At 65.4% G+C, this 20,106-nt stretch carries 18 protein-coding genes; 6 read left to right on the forward strand and 12 right to left on the reverse strand.

The features are described from left to right. Positions 1-73: 73 nt before the first annotated feature. The gene (locus M1247_RS16690; RefSeq protein ID WP_317157483.1) at positions 74-673 is read right to left on the reverse strand and encodes a TetR/AcrR family transcriptional regulator; all 600 of its coding nucleotides are present in this window, start codon (positions 671-673) and stop codon (positions 74-76) included. A gap of 102 nt (positions 674-775) precedes the next feature. Here M1247_RS16690 and M1247_RS16695 point away from each other — a divergent pair, with 102 nt between their 5' ends. Beyond that, positions 776-3,082, forward strand: coding sequence for an MMPL family transporter (locus M1247_RS16695; RefSeq protein WP_317157484.1), 2,307 nt, complete (start codon positions 776-778; stop codon positions 3,080-3,082). An 81-nt stretch (positions 3,083-3,163) separates the two neighbouring features. On the opposite strand, the gene M1247_RS16700 is transcribed toward M1247_RS16695, so the two are convergent. The 8 genes from M1247_RS16700 to M1247_RS16735 all read right to left on the reverse strand — a co-directional run bounded on the left by M1247_RS16700 (position 3,164) and on the right by M1247_RS16735 (position 11,711). Further along, positions 3,164-4,360 (reverse strand): acyl-CoA dehydrogenase family protein, encoded by a 1,197-nt coding sequence (locus M1247_RS16700; RefSeq protein ID WP_317157485.1) that lies wholly within the window; start codon positions 4,358-4,360, stop codon positions 3,164-3,166. Positions 4,361-4,362: 2 nt separating this feature from the next. Beyond that, positions 4,363-5,406: an acyl-CoA dehydrogenase family protein gene (locus M1247_RS16705; RefSeq protein WP_317157486.1), complete on the reverse strand. Its 1,044-nt coding sequence runs from the start codon at positions 5,404-5,406 to the stop codon at positions 4,363-4,365. 3 nt (positions 5,407-5,409) lie between these two features. Beyond that, on the reverse strand, positions 5,410-6,252 hold the full coding sequence (locus M1247_RS16710; protein ID WP_317157487.1) for an amidohydrolase family protein: 843 nt from the start codon (positions 6,250-6,252) through the stop codon (positions 5,410-5,412). Beyond that, positions 6,249-7,853 carry an acyl-CoA synthetase gene (locus M1247_RS16715; RefSeq protein WP_317157488.1) on the reverse strand — a complete coding sequence of 535 codons (1,605 nt, stop codon included), beginning with the start codon at positions 7,851-7,853 and terminating at the stop codon, positions 6,249-6,251. Before M1247_RS16715 ends, M1247_RS16710 begins: the two co-directional genes overlap by 4 nt. Positions 7,854-7,861: 8 nt before the next feature. Beyond that, a complete protein-coding gene (locus M1247_RS16720) occupies positions 7,862-9,112 on the reverse strand; it encodes an amidohydrolase family protein (protein WP_317157489.1) in 1,251 nt (416 codons plus the stop codon). Next, on the reverse strand, positions 9,109-9,954 hold the full coding sequence (locus tag M1247_RS16725) for an enoyl-CoA hydratase (protein WP_317157490.1): 846 nt from the start codon (positions 9,952-9,954) through the stop codon (positions 9,109-9,111). Before M1247_RS16725 ends, M1247_RS16720 begins: the two co-directional genes overlap by 4 nt. 188 nt (positions 9,955-10,142) lie before the next feature. Continuing rightward, a complete protein-coding gene (locus M1247_RS16730) occupies positions 10,143-10,940 on the reverse strand; it encodes an SDR family NAD(P)-dependent oxidoreductase (protein WP_317157491.1) in 798 nt (265 codons plus the stop codon). 9 nt (positions 10,941-10,949) lie between these two features. Next, positions 10,950-11,711 (reverse strand): crotonase/enoyl-CoA hydratase family protein, encoded by a 762-nt coding sequence (locus M1247_RS16735; protein WP_317157492.1) that lies wholly within the window; start codon positions 11,709-11,711, stop codon positions 10,950-10,952. A 262-nt stretch (positions 11,712-11,973) separates the two neighbouring features. On the opposite strand from M1247_RS16735, the gene M1247_RS16740 reads away from it, so the two are divergent. Beyond that, positions 11,974-12,717: a TetR/AcrR family transcriptional regulator gene (locus tag M1247_RS16740; protein ID WP_317157493.1), complete on the forward strand. Its 744-nt coding sequence runs from the start codon at positions 11,974-11,976 to the stop codon at positions 12,715-12,717. Positions 12,718-12,771: 54 nt separating this feature from the next. Here M1247_RS16740 and M1247_RS16745 read toward each other — a convergent pair whose 3' ends face one another. Next, complete coding sequence (locus tag M1247_RS16745) at positions 12,772-13,947, reverse strand: thiolase family protein (RefSeq protein WP_317157494.1); 1,176 nt, start codon at positions 13,945-13,947, stop codon at positions 12,772-12,774. Between the two features lie 53 nt (positions 13,948-14,000). Then, complete coding sequence (locus M1247_RS16750) at positions 14,001-14,879, reverse strand: enoyl-CoA hydratase/isomerase family protein (RefSeq protein WP_317157495.1); 879 nt, start codon at positions 14,877-14,879, stop codon at positions 14,001-14,003. Positions 14,880-14,999: 120 nt separating this feature from the next. Here M1247_RS16750 and M1247_RS16755 point away from each other — a divergent pair, with 120 nt between their 5' ends. Genes M1247_RS16755 through M1247_RS16770 form a run of 4 tightly spaced genes read left to right on the forward strand, consistent with a single transcriptional unit; the run spans position 15,000 to position 18,833 of the window. After that, positions 15,000-15,794: an enoyl-CoA hydratase/isomerase family protein gene (locus M1247_RS16755; RefSeq protein ID WP_317157496.1), complete on the forward strand. Its 795-nt coding sequence runs from the start codon at positions 15,000-15,002 to the stop codon at positions 15,792-15,794. A 2-nt stretch (positions 15,795-15,796) separates the two neighbouring features. Continuing rightward, on the forward strand, positions 15,797-16,612 hold the full coding sequence (locus M1247_RS16760) for an enoyl-CoA hydratase/isomerase family protein (RefSeq protein ID WP_317157497.1): 816 nt from the start codon (positions 15,797-15,799) through the stop codon (positions 16,610-16,612). Then, the gene (locus M1247_RS16765; protein WP_317157498.1) at positions 16,612-17,391 is read left to right on the forward strand and encodes an enoyl-CoA hydratase/isomerase family protein; all 780 of its coding nucleotides are present in this window, start codon (positions 16,612-16,614) and stop codon (positions 17,389-17,391) included. The genes M1247_RS16760 and M1247_RS16765 overlap by 1 nt, the downstream gene beginning before the upstream one ends. Beyond that, positions 17,391-18,833 carry a class I adenylate-forming enzyme family protein gene (locus tag M1247_RS16770; protein WP_317157499.1) on the forward strand — a complete coding sequence of 481 codons (1,443 nt, stop codon included), beginning with the start codon at positions 17,391-17,393 and terminating at the stop codon, positions 18,831-18,833. The genes M1247_RS16765 and M1247_RS16770 overlap by 1 nt, the downstream gene beginning before the upstream one ends. Positions 18,834-18,904: 71 nt before the next feature. On the opposite strand, the gene M1247_RS16775 is transcribed toward M1247_RS16770, so the two are convergent. Next, entirely contained in the window at positions 18,905-20,092 is a 1,188-nt protein-coding gene (locus M1247_RS16775) for a CaiB/BaiF CoA transferase family protein (RefSeq protein ID WP_317157500.1), read from the reverse strand. Positions 20,093-20,106: the final 14 nt, after the last annotated feature.

Genomic DNA, 20,106 nt, shown 5'->3' on the forward strand with positions numbered 1-20,106 from the left:
TCTGGACCAAGACTGCCGACCAAATCTTCACCAGCATCGGCAACTACTGCATCAGAATTAATGACTCAGGACACTAGACGCTGCTGTCCGGTAACGGCGGAAGCGGCTGCGCATCTGCGGGATTGAGTGCGTCGAGCATGAGGCTCAGGTAGCGCCGTCGCAGTTCCGGTGGTTGTTCCAACGCGACGGAGGCGGCGGTCACCATCGCGACGAAGGTGGGCACGTCGTCGACGGTGAGGTCGGCCCGCAGGTCGCCGACCGCCTGACCACGGGTGACCAACGCGTCGAGCAGTTCACGCTTCTTACCGAACAATCTGGATGTCAGCTCGGTGAGGTGATCCAACGACGGCAGCAGCGACCGTTGCGCGTACATGAGTTCGGCCATTCGCTCGATGACATCGATGAACGCCTCGCGGGGTGCGTCACTGTCGACCAGCGCCAGAATCACCGGTTCGACGTCGGTGGCGAACACGTCCTCGAAAACCGCCGCCGCCAGTGTCTGCCGATTGGGAAAATGGCGGTACAACGTCGCATTGCCGACGCCCGCGCGCGCCGCCACCTGAGTCAGGGTCGCGGCCGCGCCTTCGGCGGCGAAGATCTCGCGAGCTGCAGCAACGATGCGGCTCTCGTTGGCGTAGGCATCGGCACGGCGCCGATCAGTACGTGCAGGCATATCCGATCCGGGTGGACGTGGCGCAGGTCATTCCGGCGCGCGCGGGTGGGGTTCGCAACAAACGATAGCTTACTCCCATATTGGGAGCTTACTCTCACTTATATGTCGACCTTCCTGTACCGGTTGGGACGCTTCGCGTTCGGCCGCCCGTGGCTCGTGATCGGCAGCTGGCTGGCGCTGATCGGGCTGGTGGCCGGGCTGCTGGTGCTGAGCCCACCGAAGATCTCCAACGAGATGCGCATCAACGGGACACCCGCCCAGCAGGTCATCGATGACCTTGCCCAGCGCATGCCTGAATCGTCCGGCGGTCAGGGTCTGATCGCCTTCGCGGCTCCGGACGGTCAGCGCGTCGACCAGGGCGAAAACCGTACGGCACTGCTCGATGCGGTGGACGCCGTATCCAGGACAGACCATGTACTGGACCCGCGTGCACTGTCGCAGGAGGAATTGGCCAAGGGCCCGGCCAGTCCGACGCTCGCCGCCTCGGCCGCCATCGCGAAGGCCCAGGTACCGGCGCCGGTGCCGGCGGGTGCGCCCCAACCGCTGGTGATCGACGGACAACCCGTGCCCGGGGTGTCGATATCCGGGGACGGCGCGGCCGCTCTGTACCAGTTCCAGTTCGACAAGCAGACCGCCGAACTACCGACGGGCACCATCGAGCACACGGTCGAGGCGGCCCGCAACGCGGTCTCGCACACCGCGGTCAGCGTGCTGCCATCGGCAAGCATGATCGAGATGCCCGAACTCGTCGGCGCCGGTGAGGCTATCGGCCTGGCGGTGGCGGCGCTGGTCCTGATCGTCACGCTCGGTTCTCTTGTCGCCGCAGGCCTGCCGTTGGCGACCGCATTGAGTTCGGTCGCGGTCGGTGTAGGCGGAACCTTCCTGTTCTCGCACCTGGTCAACATGCAGTCAATGACGGCAGTCCTGGCCTTGATGTTGGGGCTCGCCGTCGGTATCGACTACGCAATGTTCATCGTCAACCGCCAACGTCGCCTGATCCTCGACCAGGGACTTGGTGCCGCCGAAGCGGCCGGACGGGCGGTCGGTACCGCTGGTAGCGCTGTGGTTTTCGCGGGGACGACGGTGATCATCGCGTTGGTCGCGCTCACGGTGGTGGGCATCTCGCTGCTCACCCCAATGGCCCTCGCCGCGGCGGGCACGGTAGCGGTCGCGGTCCTCGCCTCGCTCACCCTGCTCCCGGCGATGCTGGGCCTCGTCGGCGAACGGATCTGTTCCGAACAGGCTCGGAAAACCCAGTCCGAAGCCAACAATGCCAATCACCGTTTCGCGGCCGCATGGGTCGGTGCGGTGCTGCGCCACCGGGTACCGGTGGCGATCGGCGGCGTGATCGTGGCCGCACTGCTGGCATTGCCGGCCTTGAACATGTCGTTGGGGCTACCGGCCGGCGGTAGTTACAACGAGGGCACACCGCAACGCGAAAGCTACGACGTGGTCGCCGCGCACTACGGTGACGGCTACAACGGCCCGCTGATCGTGGTCGCCGAGCCGACCGCGGGCAACACGAAGCTGTCCTCGGCCGACCTCGTCGGCACCAACAATGACCTGCAGCGCCTGCCCGGAGTCGAATCGGTGAGCCTGCAGAAGGTCAGTGACAACGAGGAATTCGCGTTGTTCTCGGTGGTCCCGACCGACGGACCCACCGCCGACACGACTGCACAACTCGTCCGTGACATCCGGGCACACGCCGGTCCGCTGGCCGAACTGCACAGTGTCGACCTCGGCGTCACCGGCATCACCGCAATGGGGATCGACACCTCCGACCGTCTCGCCGAAGCCGTGCCGCTCTATATCGGTGTCGTGGTCGGTCTCTCGTTGCTGGTGCTGCTGGTGGTATTCCGGTCGATCGCCGTACCGGTGAAAGCCACCGCCGGGTTCCTGCTCAGCGTCCTGGCCACCTTCGGCGCCACCACCGCGTTGTTCCAGTGGGGCTGGTTCCAGCAGCTGTTCGGGTTGAGTGCCACCGGTCCGATCCTGAGCCTGTTGCCGATCATCGTGATCGGTGTGCTCTACGGACTGGCAATGGATTACGAGGTGTTCCTGGTCTCGTCGATGAAGGAAGCCCATGTGCACGGATACCGCGGCGACGCGGCAGTCACCCGTGGCTTCACCCAAGCCAGCCGGGTGGTCGTCGCGGCAGCCGTCATCATGATGTCGGTGTTCGCCGGGTTCGTGTTCAACGCCGACCCGATGATCAAGCAGATCGGTTTCGCGTTGGCCTTCGGCGTCCTCATCGATGCCTTCGTGGTGCGAATGACCGTGGTACCCGCCGTCATGTCGATGCTGGGTGACCGCGCCTGGTGGCTGCCCAGGCGGCTCGATCGGGTGCTGCCTGACCTCGACATCGAGGGCGATCAGCTGAACAAGCAGCTGGCCGAGGCGCCCGCCTAGTTCGGCGAGCAGACGCGTATGTACCCGGCACGCCCGGGAACTGGGTACCTACGCGTCTGCTCGCGCAAGGAAAAGTGCGCGCTAGGAAACTTTCGCCCGGGGCGGTGAATAGCTCGGCTTACCCAGGCCCAACACATGTTGGGCGATCATGTTGCGGAATACCTCCAGCGTGCCGCCGTAGATGCCGACCAGCGGGGCGAAGCGGTACACGTACTCGCTGCGATCGTCGGCTCCCCCGTCGGCTCCGACGGGCAGTGCAGCCACCGATCCCGCGATATCCATCAGCTCCGGCGCGATATCGCGCATGGTCTGTGCGAGGGCCACCCGACCGAATATGCTGGGCGTGGACAGGGACGCCTCCATTCGGGCGACGTTGCAGCCCAGTCGATATGCCACCGATCCGTCGTCTACCGGGCGGTGTCCGCGAGAATCAGGTTGTGCCACCAGCGCGGCGACGTTGTCTGCGGCCTCGGCCATGAACCCGGCCTGGTGCATCATGATCGCCACATCGTCCAGCCCGTCGTCGGCGGCCGCGACGGCCCCGTGCTCGGCGTCGAGCGGTTCACGCACCACGGTCCAGCCACCGTTGACGTCACCGAGGCGGTATCTGTCGTCGACACACACGTCGGAGTAGTAGACGATGTTGGTGCGGTCACCGTCGACGGTGCGGATGCCCTGGATCTCTATTCCGGACAGGTCCAGCGGTACCAGGAACATGGTGAGGCTCTTGTGTTTCGGGGCGTCCGGGTCGGTGTTGGTGATCAGGAAGACGTACTGGCAGTTGTGCGCGCCGGTGGTGAACATCTTGGAGCCGTTAATGATCCAGCTCGACCCATCCGCTTCCCGCACCGCGCGGGTCTTGCAGGTCGCGACGTCCGAGCCGCCATCGGGTTCGGTGTAACCCAGGCATAACCGGACAGTGCCGTCGAACACCCCGCGCAGCACATCATCCCGGATCTCGTCGCAGGCGAACTTCGCCACCGAGCGCGCCACCATCGACGTAGTACCCCAGGTCACCCAGGGCACCTCGGCCCGGCGCTTCTCCAGCTCCCAGATGCGGCGACGGACCCGGCTGAAACCGCCTTCGCCTTCGGCCTTCCATTCCTTCTCCAGATAGCCGGCGGCGCCGAGAGCCAGATGAACGCCTTCATCGAAGTTATCGCCGGTTTCGCGGTCACGCCGGATGACGTCCTCGGTGACATGCGTGCGCAAGAACGTGCGTACCTCGTCACGGAAAGCCGTGTCCTCGTCGGACAGTTCAACGCGGGAGAAATCCATATCTATACCTTGCTTTCGCGCGCAGCGACGATCTCGGCGACTCGGACGGCGGAGGCACCAGGATCGCCGCCGGCCAGCGCCCAACCCCTGGCGCGCACCAGATACGCGGTGGCGGCCGCCTCCGCGGACACCCCGAGCCCGCCCTGCACGTGGACCGCCATGGTGGCCGCCTTGGCGGCTTCCTCGGCCATGAACACGAATGCCGACGGTGCGAGTTCGGGTCGTTCATCAGGTTCGTTGTCGAGGAACCACGCGGCGCGGCGGGCCAGACCCCGCCCACCGGCAACGGTGATCGCGATGTTGGCCAGCGGATGGGAGATGCCCTGCAGTGTCGAGATCGGCACCCCCAACGTGTAACGGGTCTTGGCGAAATCCGCGGCGATCGTCATCGTCTCCTCGACCAGACCGACCAGTGCCGAGGCGGTCAACAACCGCCATTCATCCAATGCCCGTTGGTATTCCGCCACCGCCTGCGCTCCGTCGGCCACCACCACACGATCGTCAGCGACTCCCGGATCCACCCAGGCCATCGGCAGCTTGCCGATGTTGTCCACCCGGGCCGGGCGCGTCGAGAAACCCAACTTCACGACTTCAGACCCGTCGCGGACCATGATGTGATCGGCGATCGAGCCCGTCGGGATGAGCCGTGCACCACTGGGCGCGACCTGTTGGGGATCGAGCCCGACCAGCCGCGTGCCCTGCACGATGTCTTCTGAATCCAGCACGCCGAGGCGGGCAAGCAGCCGCGCTGCCACCACATGGTCGATCCACGGCACCGGGGCCAGGGTGCGTCCGATCTCCTCGGCCACCAGAGTCAGGTCCACCAACGTGGCACCGTCACCACCGACCGACTCCGGCAACGCCATCGTCGTTGCGCCCATGGCACACAACCGTTCCCACAGACTCTTGTCGAAGCCCGACGGTTCGGCCGCCCGCACAGTGTCGATATCACAGTGCGTCTTGAAGAACTGCCTGTACGCGGTCTGCAGATCGACGTGGTCCTCGGAGAGGCTGTAGTCCAGCCTGCGCAGCTCGTAACGATCCATGACTCAGTTCTCCTGGTTGCGGGATTCGCCGAAGAAGAATTCGGCGGCGTTGCCGTAGAGGTAGTTGTCCAGAGTTTCGGCCGGCAGATCCAGGGCGAGTACCTCTGGCACCACGCGTTGCATCCGAAGGACGGGGAAATCCGAGGCGAAGATGATCTTGTTCGGACCGCGGGTCCGCATGTAGTGCAACAGGGACTCAGGCAGCCGCTTGGGTGACCACGCCGAGGTCATCAGCCGCAGATTCCGGTACTTGATCAGCATCCGGATCGCGATGTCCCACCACGGGTCCGCGCCGTGGATCATGCACAGCTTCAATTCGGGGAAGCGCACACACACGCGGTCCAGATGAATGGGATTCTGCACCTCGCCCGGAAGCGGCGGCCCGGGCATACCGGTATTGACGCACAGCGGGAGTTCAAGCTCCGCGCATTTGGTGTAGAGCGGGTAATACACCGCGTCACTCGGAGGGTACTGCCCATCCCCCCAGAAGCTCGGCCCCACAACGGTATAGGCCACCGGCAGATCGTTGACCACGGCACTGAGTTCACGCAGCGACGGGATGGGGCGCAGCAGGTTGAGCCCGCCCATCGCCAGGGCGAACCGGTCGGGTTGCGCTTCGACGAACTTGCGGGCCGTCACCGACGGTTTGGCCAGCGAATCCATCAGGATCGCCTTGCGCACACCGTGGGCGTCCATTTCATCGAGGAGCTCCGGCAGGTCGATCGGGTCGTACATCGACGCCGGGCCCTTGAAGTAGTCGTCCCGCACTTTCTTCATGAAGGTGGGCTGATTCTCGGTCTCCCCGAAGTGGACGTTGACCAGACAGTCGATCACCTGACGTGTCATGACATTTCCACTTTCTGCATGGCTTGGCGTTTCGCCCACCGGTAATCCGCTTTGCCATTGCCGAGGCGACGGATCTGATCGACGAACAACACAACCTTGGGGATCTTGAATCTCGCCAACCGCGTCGCGCAGTGCTCGCGCAGCTCATCGCTGCTCACCCCGTCATCCGATGCGACGAGCGCGACGAGTTCCTCACCCCAGCGATCACTGGGCCGGCCCACCACCAATGCGTCCACCACATCGGCGTGGGCGCGCAGTACTCCTTCGACCTCTTCGACGAACACCTTCTCGCCACCGGTGTTGACCACCAGCGAATCCCGGCCGAACAGCCGTAGCGTCCCGTCAGGGTCCAGTGCGGCGCGATCACCGGAGATGACCACGCGCTGACCGCCCACCTCCGGGAACGTCGCGGCGGTGGCGTCGGGGTCGTCGAAATACCCGAGGGGAATCCGGCCGTCGCGGGCCACCCAACCCACCTCGGCCTCACCTGGTTGCAGAAATCGCGAACAGTCCTCGGCGAGCACCAGGCCGCCCGCCCGCAACTGGAAGGTGTCGGCGGTGGGGGTCGCACGCTGACTGTGGCCGAAGCCCATGTTGCCGGTCTCCGAGGATCCGAACCCGTTGATCACGGTGATCTGCGGGATGTGTTCGAGCAGTGCCCGCTGGTGTTTCGGATTCGTTGCGGCGCCGCCGGTGCCGATGGCGAACATCGAGGACAGATCGTAGGACCGTCGGCCCAGTTCTTCGACCAATGGTGCTGCGTAAGCATCGCCGACCATCGTCATCAGCCCGACCTTCTCGCGCTCGGCGGTCTGCAGTACCGCACGCGGATCGAACCTGGCCTTGGTGTCGTGCAGCACCACCGTCTGTCCGGACAACAGCCCCGAGAAGGCGGTCCACAGACCGGCGGCATGCATCAGCGGGGAGACCGCGAACCAGGGCGGCCCCGCGTTGGCCACCTTGGCATGGATTTCGCCCACCTCGTCATGGTCCGCCCCGTTCATCGAGGACACGTAGATATCACCTTGGCGCCACAGCACACCTTTGGGCCGACCGGTGGTCCCACCGGTGCAGATCATCAACAAGTCATCCGGCGAGGGCGCCGGCGCGCAGCCCGGGTCACCCTGTGCCAGTGCCTCGTCGAGCGTCACCGCGCCCGCCAACTCGTCGCCGTCGCCGTCGCCGACCGAAATCATCAGCTCAACATCGAGCACCTCGGCGAACTTCGCACCAAGCGACCGGTGGTAGATCACCGCTCGCGGCCGGATGTAGGCCAGCAGATCAGCGACCTCGACGGGAGAATAGTAGTAGTTGACGTTCACCGGCACGGCCCGTGCCTTCAGGCAGCCGATCACCATGTCAGGGTAGAGGTCGTTGTGCATGATGATCGCGACGCGGTCCTGGCCGCACTCCCACCGGTTGAGCGCACTGCGTTCGATGTGTGCACCGATACCGTGGCGCGCGAGGTAGTTGGCCAGCCGACGGGTGCGGTCGGCACTCTCGGCGAAGGTGCTGCGACGGTCGCCACAGACCGTCATCTCCCGGTTGGGAACGGCCTCGGCGATGGCGTCGACGACTGCGCCTATCGTCCATTCGGTCATCGCGGTGGTCAGGCCGACGCGGTCGCGGCGTGCGCGCCGGAAGCGTGCCGATCCGGTTCGCCGAGCAATTCCAGGGCGTTGTCCCGCATGACCTTTCGGGTGTCCTCCGCGCTGAACTCGGGAAACTGTGGGATGTCGGCGGTGAATGTCGTCGGATCCGCGAGACCCTCGCCGTGCGGCCAGTCGGACCCGAACAGGATCTTGTCGACACCGATGGTGTCGGCGAGCAGCTTGACGTCGTCCTCGTAGTACGGCGCGATCCAGACGTTGTTCCGCAGCTGTTCCACCGGATCTTCCTTGAAGTGATACGGCGCGTTGTTGGCGGCCTTCTTCAAGCGCTTGATCAGCCGGTATACGAAGTAGGAACCGTTCTCGATGCTGACGACCTTGAGCTTGGGATGGCGGCTGAACACCTGATGAACGATCATCGAGGCCATCGTGTCGTGGATCGCCCGGTCATCGAGTAACACGTTGTCCAGCGGATCCCGGGAACCGAAGCCTTCGAACGTCGCCTTGCCGCCCCACAGCGCCGAAATCGCCAGATAGCCACTGTCGGACAGGTGAAAGCCCACCGGGACACCGGCTTCGGCCAGGCGCGCCCACACCGGATCGTGCAGCGGGTCCCCCAGCGAGCGCGGTTTGACCACACCGGGCACCGGGGCGGGGCGGACCAACACCATCTTGGCACCCTGGCCCAGGACGAATTCGACTTCCTCGATGGCCTTCTCGGGATCGGCCAACGAGATGATGGGCGCGGAGACGATCCGGTTGTCGGGCCGGTCGAAACCCCAGTCCTCGTCGAGCCACAGGTTGAACGCGTGCACCGAGACCATGGTGGCCTCGATGTCGTTCTTGAGTCCCTCCTCGACGCCGCACGCGAACGTCGGGAGCATGAACACCGTCTCCAACCGCTGCCGGTCCAGAACCTTTACCCGGGCATCCCGATTCTGGTACTCGGGATGGTCGGGCAGGCGGTCCACCTTCATCAGCGACGCGGGATTCACGCCCTCGGGGATCTCACCGCGGAACAACAGATCCAGACAGCCGGGTTCGATGATCGGATCGAAGGTCGGGTTGGGGATGAAATGGTTGACCTTCTCCCCCATCATGGCCAGCGTGCGTTTACCGTCTTTGACCATCTGAACGCCACGCCGTTTGAATTCCTTGGGCAGGTGCCGGGTGAAAGCGTCAATCGGCTCGTAGTAGTGGTTGTCGACGTCGACGGCGAGGTAGGGCAGACGCTCTGGCGTGTCGGTCATTTCATCAACCTTTCGTTCAAAGGCGGGAAGTTCGGCGGGCGTTTCTCGAAGAACGCGGTGATGCCCTCGACGAGGTCGGGCCGAACCATGGAATCGTGCATCAGGGTCTCGGCGCGCGCGCTGACATCGACAACGGCGTCGTTGGCGTCGCCGTACAGTTGGCGTTTTATCACCGCCATGGACGCCGGGGAACAGTTGCGGGCCAGGTCATCTGCGTACTCCAACGCCCGGTCCAGCAGGTCCTCGGGCGCCACGACCTCCTTCACCAGACCGAGCGCGGCGGCCTCTTCGGCGAAGAACGTGCGCCCGGACAGCAGCAGATCCGCAGCGGCGCCCCAGCCGGCCAACCGCGGCAGAATCCAGGAGATGCCGTACTCGGCGATGAGACCACGGCGCGGAAAGGCGGTGGCGAACTTCGCACCGGCAGCGGCGAACCGGACATCGCACATCAACGCGTGGGTCAGTCCGATTCCGACGCAGGCTCCGTTGATCGCGGCGACGACGGGCTTGCGCAGTTCGGTCAGGAAACGCGGGTGCCGTTCGCCGACGATCTTGCTGACGTCCGTGTCCCCGGAGATCGAGTTACCCAGCGACGCCATCGAACCCATGTGCGCCCCGGCGCAAAAACCCCTGCCGCTGCCCGTCAGCACGATCGCCCGGACATTCTCGTCGGCCTCGGCGCGGTCGAAGGACGCGTACACCCCGGCGGAGATATCTGCACCCCAGGAGTTGAGCCGTTCCGGCCGGTTGAGCGTGATGACGGCGACGCCGGTGTCGGACACTTCGTAGCGCACCGCATCGGTGACTCCGGCAGAGACGACGCTGTCGTCGGCGAGGGTCATACGAGGTTCACCTCCCGGTCAGGCATAGATACTGTATACCTATCGGTAGAGCATTCCGCAAGCATCGATACCGGCCTGCGACCAGCGCAAAGCCCGTATCAGACGTCGATAAGCCGGGCTTGGCAAAGGAGGTGCGGCAGTGCACTTCCCCCGGGGCTCAGGCAGCGCCGTCGGGACCGCGAGTGCGGTTAGTTGAAATCGCTACCACCGTCGACGTTGACGTTGGCGCCGGTCATGTAGGAGTTGCGTCTCGACGCCAGAAACGCTGCAACCGGTCCGATTTCGTCAGGGAGGCCGGCGCGGGGCAGGTGCGCCGGATGCCCGAAGTGTTTGTCGATGGCTGTCATCAACTCATACGGATCACTGCCGTCGACGCCGACCGAATCGGCCCAGCCCAACAATGCCTCCGACGAAATGCTGCCCGGGGACACCACATTGACCATGATCTCATCGGGAGCCAACAGCAGCGAGAGATTCTTCGACACGCTGTTCACGGCGGCCTTTGCCGCGGTGTAGGCCGGCAGCCGGGTGCTCTGCCGCTGAGTCGAGTGCGCCGAGAAGTTCACGATCCGCCCCCATTGCGCCTTACGCAGCAACGGCAGTGCGGCGCGCACACAGCGCACCATCCCCATCAGTCCGCCGTCGAACGCCGCCTGCCACTGCTCCTCGGAGAGCTCCTCGAAGTTGCCCGCGGCACCCGGCCCGACCGTGTTGACGAGCACATTGAGCTCACCGTCCCACCGGTCGCCGACCTCGGCGAACAGCTGCTCGACCTGGGCCGGATCCCCGACGTCAGCGACAATCGCTACCGCATCCGGACTTCCCCTGTCGGCCAGATTCGTTGCGGCCGCGTCGAGTACCGCTTTGGAGCGCCCGACGACCGCGACTCGGGCACCGTCGTCGGCCAGGCACCGGGCCGTCGCGAACCCCATTCCGCGGCCGCCGCCGACCACAACGGCGGTGGCACCCTCAAACCCGAGATCCATCGGATCCGATCAGCTCCCGGTCCAGTTCGGCGCACGTTTCTCTGCGAAGGCGATCGCGCCCTCCTTGGCGTCATTCGACATGAAGACCGGGGTGATGAGCTCACCCTGCTTCTTCCACATCTCGTCCTCGGACCATTCGGCCGACTTGACGATGATCTCCTTGGTCACCGCCACCGCTAGCGGACCGTTGGCAGTGATGCGCTCAGCGAGTTCGATGGCACCGTCGAGCGCCTCGCCGGGCTCGGTCAGCTTGTTGACGAACCCCCACGCAGCGGCTTCCTCGGCGGTGAAGTTGTCACCGGTGAGCGCCAATTCGAGTGCCTTCTGATACGGAATGCGTTTGGGCAGTCGCAGCAGTCCGCCACCGGCGGCGACCAGACCGCGCTTCACCTCGGGGATGCCGAACTTGGCAACCTTGGATGCCACGATGAGATCGGTGGCAAGGACCAGTTCCGAGCCTCCCGCGAGCGCATACCCCTCGACCGCCGCGATCAGCGGCTTGCGCGGCGGCTTCTCGGTGAAGCCGATCCCCCGGCCCGGCACGTGCGGCACTTCGCCCGCGGCGAACGCCTTGAGGTCCATGCCCGCACAAAAGGTGCCGCCCGCACCGGTGAGGATCGCCACCGAAAGCTCGGGACTGTCGTCGAGTTCATCGACGGCATCGGCGAGGCCCTGACACACGGCCAAGTTGAACGCGTTGCGCGCTTCGGGCCGATTGATCGTGATAATGAGCGTCCGACCTCGGCGCTCCCGCAGAACTACTTCCGACACCACTGCCCCTTCGCTTGCGGAACCAATAACCCGGAAAAGCCTACTATAGGGATTACAGTAAAAACGTGACAACCTGCCCGAACAGGCCCGCGACGCCCTTGCTCACCGCCGTAGAAACGGGCGACGGGATGGCTACCGGTAAGGTTGACGGTGACAATAACCACGGACACGCGCGCGTAAGCGCAGTTCAGAAGCCGGCCGGCGGTAAATTCGCCTGAGTTCGGCCCGCTGCGTGGAGACTGCCTGCGCAGAATCGATTTCGATGGAGGTGCCCGCAGTGGCAAAGCAACCCACCGCTGAGAAACGTCAACGGCGTGAACGCGGGTCCATCAATCCCGACGACATCATCAACGGTGCCTTCGAACTCGCCGAACAGGTGTCCATCGACAACCTCAGCATGCCGCTGCTGGGCAAGCACCTCGGCGTCGGCGTCACGAGCATCTACTGGTACTTCCGCAAGAAGGACGACCTGCTCAATGCGATGACCGACCGGGCGCTGCGGGAGTTTGTCGTTGCCACGCCGTATGTGGAGGCCAAAGATTGGCGCGAATCGCTTGCCAACCATGCCCGAACCATGCGAAAAGCCTTCATGGGCAGCCCGATTCTGTGCGATCTCATCCTGATCCGCTCGGCGCTGAGCCCGCGGGCCGCGCGTCTCGGCGTGCAGGAGATGGAGACCGCGATCGCCGGACTGGTCGAGGCCGGGCTGTCCGTCGAGGATGCCTTCGATACGTACTCGGCGGTCTCGGTGCACGTCCGCGGGTCGGTGGTGTTGCACCGGCTGTACGAGAAGAACCGGGCAAACGACAATGCGCCAGGGGATTTCGAAGAGACGCTGGTGATCGACCCCGAGGTCACGCCCCTGCTCGCGAAGGTGACCAACGAGGGCCATCGCATCGGGGCCGCGGATGAGAAGAACTTCGAGTATGGGCTGGAGTGCATCCTCGACCACGCTGCGGGGCGCATCAAACCCGCCAAGAAGTCACGCAAGGCCGCCGCGGGCTAGCGATTTCGGCGTGATCGGTTGCGCTCAGCGGAACCGATCACGCCGAAATCACCCTTAGACCTCGACGATGACGGCGCCACCCTGGCCGCCGCCTGCGCACATCGCGGCCATACCGATACCGCCGCCGCGGCGCCGCAGTTCGTAGATCAACGTGGTGACCATCCGGGCACCGGACGCCGAGATCGGATGACCCAGGCTGCAGCCGCTGCCGGAGAAGTTCACCAGATCCTCGTCGAGGCCGTACTCCTTGCATGCCGCGATCGGCACCGACGCGAACGCTTCGTTGATCTCCCACAGCGCGATGTCCGACGGCTTCAGCCCGGCGCGGTCGAGAACCTTGCCGATGACGCTCACGCCGCCCAGCCCGGTGTCCCGGGGCGCGACGCCGATGGCGCCCCACGCCTTGACCGTCGCCAGCACGTTGAGGTTCTCCGCGGTGGCATAGTCGTCGGCCACGAGCGCGACAGCAGCGGCAGCGTCGTTGGTGCCGCTGCTGTTGCCCGCGGTGATGGAGAATCCCTCGATCTCCGGGTGCAGGACCTTGAGCCCGGCCAGCTTCTCGGCCGTGGTGTCGCGGCGTGGATGCTCGTCGACGGCGAACTCGGTGACCGAGCCGTCGGGCCGGGTGACCTTGATCGGGACGATCTCGTCGAGGAACTTGCCTGCATCCTGCGCAGCGACGGCACGCTGGTGCGAGCGCGCGGCCCAGGCGTCCATCTCCTCGCGGGTGATGCCCGCTGACTGGGCGGTGTTCCAGCCGACGGTGATCGACATGTCCTTCATCGGCGCGTCCGGCGTCTCCACATGGGTGGGCGTCATCCAGCGCTCTTCGAACTTCAACTCCGGCCCCGGGATGCGCCAGTTCATCAGCGGTGACATCGACAGCGACTGAACGCCACCTCCGATCAGCACGCGCTCCATGCCGGATCCGATCTGCGCGGCCGCGTTACCGATCGCGGTGAGACTCCCAGCGCAGTGCCGGTTGACCGCCTGGCCGGGAACCGACTGCCAGCCGAGGATGTCGGCGACGTAACGCGCGAGATCGCCGCCGCCGTAGTTGGACTCGGCGATGATCAGATCGTCGATCGCCTCCGGGGAGATGCCGGCCCGACGGACCACCTCGGCCAGCACCGGGGTGAGCAGCTCTTCGGGAGGCGTGTTGACGAGGGTCCCCTTGAAGGACCGCCCGACCGCTGTCCGCGCAGCACCGACGACGACAGGTGTGGGCATAGTTTCCGCCTTTACGATAAAGAAGTTTTATGTAACGGTAGCAGGACCGCTTGTCACTGTGGCTCGGGGACGTGGAAATGCTCGTCACGCAGCCGGAAGGCCTCCTTGGTGCCGTGCTGCGCGCGGGCCTTGACGAAGTTGAACTCACCGGGCGAGAACTGCAGGTTCGTGCCGTAGGCGTGGAACATGTAGCTCGCCACCTCCTCCCCCTGGTATGCCTGACTCTGCTCGACGAGCCGGAAGGCCTCCTTGGCGATCACGACGCCGTCAGCGGGCATCTTGGCTGCCTTCTGCGCCCAGTACCGCGCCCGCGCCGGTAGCTGTGTGGCGTCGCAGGTATCGGTGAAGATGCCGAGGTGCTCGACAGCGCCGGCCTCGATGATGTCGCCGGTGAGCAGCATCCGCCGCGCCAGCACCGGGCCCAGTCGGTGGAAGAACATGTGCAGGCTGCCCAGCGCCGGACCGAGGAATCGGGTGGCGGGCATGCCGATCTTGGTGTCGCGCGCGACGACGGAGATGTCGGTCATCAACGCCATCTCGAAGCCGCCGCCCAGGGCATAGCCGCCGATCTCCCCCACGGTGACCTTCGGAAAGCCCAAGAAGTTGTGATAGAAGCCGAATGACTTGCGGTCCACTGTGAGCCGCCGACGCTGGCTGGGACGGGATTTCTTGGCTCCGGGGTCTTCGGGCGAGCGTTCGTCGCCGTACCAGCCGTAGGCGTTGTTCATGTCCGCGCCGGTACTGAACACACCTTCGGCGCCGCGCAGCAGCACCACGGTGATGTCATCATCCTCGGCGACCACGTCGAGGCAGCGGGCGATCTCGTCGCGCATCGCCGCGTCATAGGAATTGCGGCGTTCCGGATTGTTCAGGGTGATCGTGGCGATGCGGTGCTCCGCGTCGACCTCGAACAGCACGCGGTCATCTGTCATGGGGTGTCACCCATCCTGTCCTGTTCCGCCGGCGGCCTTTCCTTGCTAACTTGTACAAGATAGCAACCGCATCGCCTACTGTATGGGCAACTGTATGGATCAGGGAAGGCCGGGTGGCAGGTGAGCGACGGTTCGGTGACCGTATCCCGTCAGGACGATGTCCTACGCGTAACCCTCGATCGTCCCTCCCGGCGTAATTCGTTGAGCCACAGCATGATCGACGACCTCGTGGCCACCCTCACCTCGGCCGCCAGTGACGAGAAACTGCGAGCCGTCGCCATCACCGGAGCCGGCGACGACTTCTGTACCGGGGCCGACTGGGTGACCACCAACGAGTCGGGCAGACGGCCGCGCCCCGGCGATCTGGTCCGACGCATTCCGCACGGCGCGCACCGGGTGATCGAATTGGTGGCGACCATCCAGTTGCCGGTTGTGTGCACGGTGCGGGGATGGGCCGTCGGGCTGGGCTGCAATCTGGCGCTGGCGGCCGACTTCACCGTTGCCGACGCCGACGCAACTTTCTGGGAGCCGTTTCTGTCCCGCGGATTCAGTCCCGATTCGGGTTCCACCTGGCTGTTGCCGCGGCTGGCCGGAGTGGCCAGGGCCAAGCGGATGCTGCTCCTCGGCGAGCGGGTCAGCGGGACCGACGCGGCCGACTGGGGCCTCGTCCACAGCGCAGTACCTGCCGACGAGCTCGAGGCGGCCGCAGCCGACCTGCTCGCCCGGTTGGCCGCCGGCCCGACCGTCGCGATCGGGCTGGCGAAGGCGGCCATCGCCTACGGTCAACACTCAACCTTGACGCAATCGATGAACCAGGAACTGTCCAACCTGGAACTCTCGTGCCGCACAGTTGATTTCAAAGAAGGCCTGGCAGCGTTCCGTGATCATCGCGATCCCGACTTCCGTGGCCTCTGACGATGAAGGAACCCATGTCCTACGACACCATCCGGTACGAGGTGGACGGCCACAAGGCCACCATCACCCTGAACCGGCCCGAAGCGCTCAATGCGTTGTCTCCGCACATGATCTCCGAACTGCGGGCGGCCTACCACGAGGCCGAGAACGACGACAACGTGTGGCTGATGATCGTGACCGCCACCGGCCGCGCGTTCTGCACCGGCGCAGACGTCAAGGAGATCCCCGGCGACGGCAAGGTGATCAACGAACGGCCGTACCTGTCCACCTATGACCAATGGGAAGCACCGCAGGAAGGCACGCCGCCGTTTCGCACGATGGCCAAACCCGTCGTTGTCGCGATCAACGGAATCTGTTGCGGCGCCGGGCTGGACTGGGTCACCACCGGTGACATCGTGATCGCCTCCGAGCGGGCGACCTTCTTCGACCCCCATGTCAGCATCGGGCTGGTGGCGGCGCGGGAGATGGTGCGGCTGGCCCGCGCGCTGCCGCGGTCGGTGGCACTGCGGATGGCTTTGATGGGCAAGCATGAGCGGATGACGGTCGAGCGGGCTCACGAACTGGGCCTGATCACCGAGATCGTCGCGCACGACAGGCTGCTGGAACGTGCCCATGAGATCGCCGACATCGTCAACTCCAATGCGCCCCTGGCGGTGCGGGGCACCCGGCTGGCAATCCACAAGACCCTGGACCTGCCACTGCACGAAGCCGAAATCCTCGCCGAGACCTTCCGTGAGCGCGTGGTCCGCACCGAGGATGCGCTGGAGGGGCCACGGGCGTTCACCGAGAAGCGCAAGCCGAACTGGCAGTGCCGGTAATGGAATTCGATACGATTCTGCTGGATCTCGACCACGAGTCCCGCGTCGCGACGGTAACCCTCAACCGTCCGGAAACGCTGAATGCGTTCAACCGCACCATGTGTCACGAGATGCGCGACAGCTGGCAGCTGATCAAGGCCGATGAAAACATCAATGCGGTCGTGTTGCGTGCCGCAGGCGACCGGGCGTTCAGTGCTGGACTCGATGTGAAATCCAGTTACGGGCAGCCTGACATCGTGTGGAACCACGAGGATCCGGGTGAGCTGCTCAGCCCCAAATGGCAGAAGATGTGGAAGCCGGTGGTCTGCGCGGTGCAGGGCATGTGCACGGCCGGGGCGTTGTACTTCCTCAACGAGTCCGACGTGGTGATCTGCTCGTCGGAGGCCACCTTCTTCGACTCACACGTCAGCGCCGGGTTGGTGTCCGCACTGGAGCCGATCGGGCTGATGCGACGTATCGGGCTCGGCGACACGCTACGGATGGCGTTGATGGGCAACGACGAACGGGTCGGCGCCGATACTGCGCTGCGGATCGGGCTGGTCACCGAAGTGGTGCCACGCGGCGAGTTGTGGGCCCGGGCGCACGAGATCGCCGTCCTGATTGCGGCCAAACCGCCGACCGCCACCCAGGGCACCGTCAAGGCAATCTGGGAGTCGCTGGACAAGCCGTACCGGGCGGCGATGGACCAGGGGCTGATCTACACCCGGTTGGGAAACCCGATCGGCAAAGCTGAGCTCACCGAACGTGACATCCCGAAGCACCCGCCTCGGATCCGCTGATGCCCCACCCTCTTTCGCAACGCATCGCCGATGTCCTTGATCTGGACCCGGCGGCACGGGCACTTCAGTACGACGGCCGGTGGTCGAGCTGGGGTCAGGTCGCGACGCTGGCACGGCAGATCGGTGCGCTGACCGGGACCGCCCGGGTCGGGATCATGCTGCGCAACCAGCCCCCACATGTCGCCGCGCTGCTGGGCGTGCTGGCAGCCGGCGGGACCGTCGTCGTCATCAACCCGGCGCGCGGTGATGACCGCACCCGGGCCGACATCAACGCTCTCGGGCTGTCCGTGATCATCGGACTGGCCGACGACGTCACCGCGCTGGTGCCGCCCGGGACGCAGAGCACGGTGGTGACCATCTCCGACCTGGACACACCGCCGACGGTCAGCGGACAACCCTCAGCCGATCCCGGCAGGCCCGGCGTCGCGGTGTGGATGTTGACCAGCGGCACCACCGGGCCGCCCAAGCGAGTCGACCTGACCTATGACATGTTGGCCCGCAGCGTCATGGGCCGGGATCCCGAACGGTCACCGGCGCCCACCGCGTTTCGACACGGGGTTGCGATCGTCAACTCGCCACTGGTCCACGTGGGCGGGGTGTTCCGGGTGCTGCTGTGTATCGCCGAGGCGCGACCGTTCGTGCTCCTGCCGAAGTTCGACCTGGACACGTGGGCCGCCGCCGTGCGGGAGCACAAACCGCGGGCGGTGTCGCTGGTGCCGGCCGCGCTGCGCATGGTTTTGCACTCCGGTCTCACCCGCGAGGACCTCGAGAGTGTCCGGGCGGTCACCTCGGGCACCGCTCCCCTGTCCGCGGATGATGCGGACGCGTTCGCCGAGAAGTTCGGCGTTCCCGTGCTGACCTCCTATGCGGCCACCGAATTCGGCGGCGGGGTGGCCGGCTGGACACTGGCCGATCACCAGCGGTACTGGAAGACCAAGCGCGGCAGTGTGGGACGGGCCAACCCGGGAGCGCAACTGCGGGTCGTCGACGACGACGGACGGGTGCTCGGCCCCGACGAGACCGGGTTACTCGAGGTCATCCCGCCGCAACTGGATGCGAGATCGGGATGGATGCGCACCACCGATCTGGCCCGGATCGACTCCGAGGGTTTCCTCTGGATTCTCGGCCGCGCCGACCAGGCCATCATCCGTGGTGGTTTCAAGGTGATGCCCGACGATGTGCGCATGGCGCTGGAAAGTCATTCCGCGGTGCGCGGTGCGGCCGTCATCGGGCGTCGCGACGAGCGACTCGGTGAGACACCGGTGGCGATGGTCGAATTGCACGGCGGGGTGACCGCTGCGTCGGATGACCTTATGCGGTATCTGCAACCGCGGCTGGCCGGCTACGAGATGCCGACTGATATCGCCATCGTCGAGACGATTCCCCGAACACCCTCGGGGAAGGCCGATCTCGGCGCGATCCGCGACTACTTCGGTGTCTGAGACCGTCCCGTCGACGCGGGCCATGCTGGCGGAACACGGGGACCGCCGGCCACCGGCCGCGAGGAAGTGACTCAGACGATGGCGTCTGTCCGCAGACCCGCGATCTGGCCGGCGTCGTATCCGATCTCGCCGAGCACCTCGTCGGTGTGTTCACCCAGCAGCGGCGGGCGCCGCCGGATACTGCCCGGGGTCGCTGACATCCGGAAGGGCGTATCCACGATCGGAACGTCCCGGGAAGCGCCGGGGAACGCGACCCGCTGCAGGTAACCCATCGCCTGCACATGCGGATCGTCGAGCACATCCTGCGTCGAATGCAATGGAGCGGCAGGCATTTTGGCCTTGTCCAAGAGTTCGAGCACCTGAACTTTTGACTTGTCGGCGCACCACTTCGCCATGATGTCGTTGAGGATGTCCCCGTTGCTCCACCGGCTGTCATCGTTGGCGAAACGCGGGTCGTCGAAGAGTTCTTCACGGCCCACCAGCCGGCACCAGCGTTTGAACATCGGCTGCCCCGCCACCTGCAGCAGCACCCACTGGTCATCGGCGGTCCGGTACAGATCGCACGGCGCCACCGAGGCACCGCGATTGCCCATCCGGGGCTTGTCCACCTGCAGCAGCTCACGCTCGATCAGGAACGCATTCGACAGCATCAGCGCAGTGGGCAGCAGCGCGCCCTCCACGTGTTGGCCCGCACCCGTGCGGTCGCGGTGGTAGAGGGCCATCATCACCCCGATGGTCAGGGTCAGCGCGGTCCCGAAATCTGCGTAGGGCACCACGGTTCGGATCGGTAGATCTGGCAGCCCTTGCCGGTAGACCGCGCCCGACATCACCTGGCCTGCGCCGTCGAAGCCGATCTTGTCGCTGTACGGGCCGCCCTCGCCGTAGGCGGTGGCGCTGGCCAGGATGATGTCCGGCTTGATCGCCTTGAGCGTTTCATAATCCAGTCCGTTGGCCCGCATCCCCGCGGCAGGCATGTTGGCAATCACGATGTCCGACCGCGACACCAGCTTGCGGGTGATCTCGGCGCCCTGCGGGGTGGTCGAGTCCAGCGTCAGTGACCGCTTGTTTCGGTTGCACTGCAGGAACGTGCCACCCTCGCCGCCCTCGGTGACGGCCTGCACCCAGCGGTCCTCACCGCCTTCGCGCTTCTCGACCCGTAGCACGTCGGCGCCCATGTCGGCCAGGATTGCGCTGCACCACGGCGCCGCGATGAACCTGCCGTAGTCGAGCACCCGGATACCGTCGAGAACCCCTGGCATTACCTCCCCTCCCC

This window comes from Mycobacterium appelbergii (assembly GCF_032883035.1).
Lineage (GTDB): Bacteria > Actinomycetota > Actinomycetes > Mycobacteriales > Mycobacteriaceae > Mycobacterium > Mycobacterium appelbergii.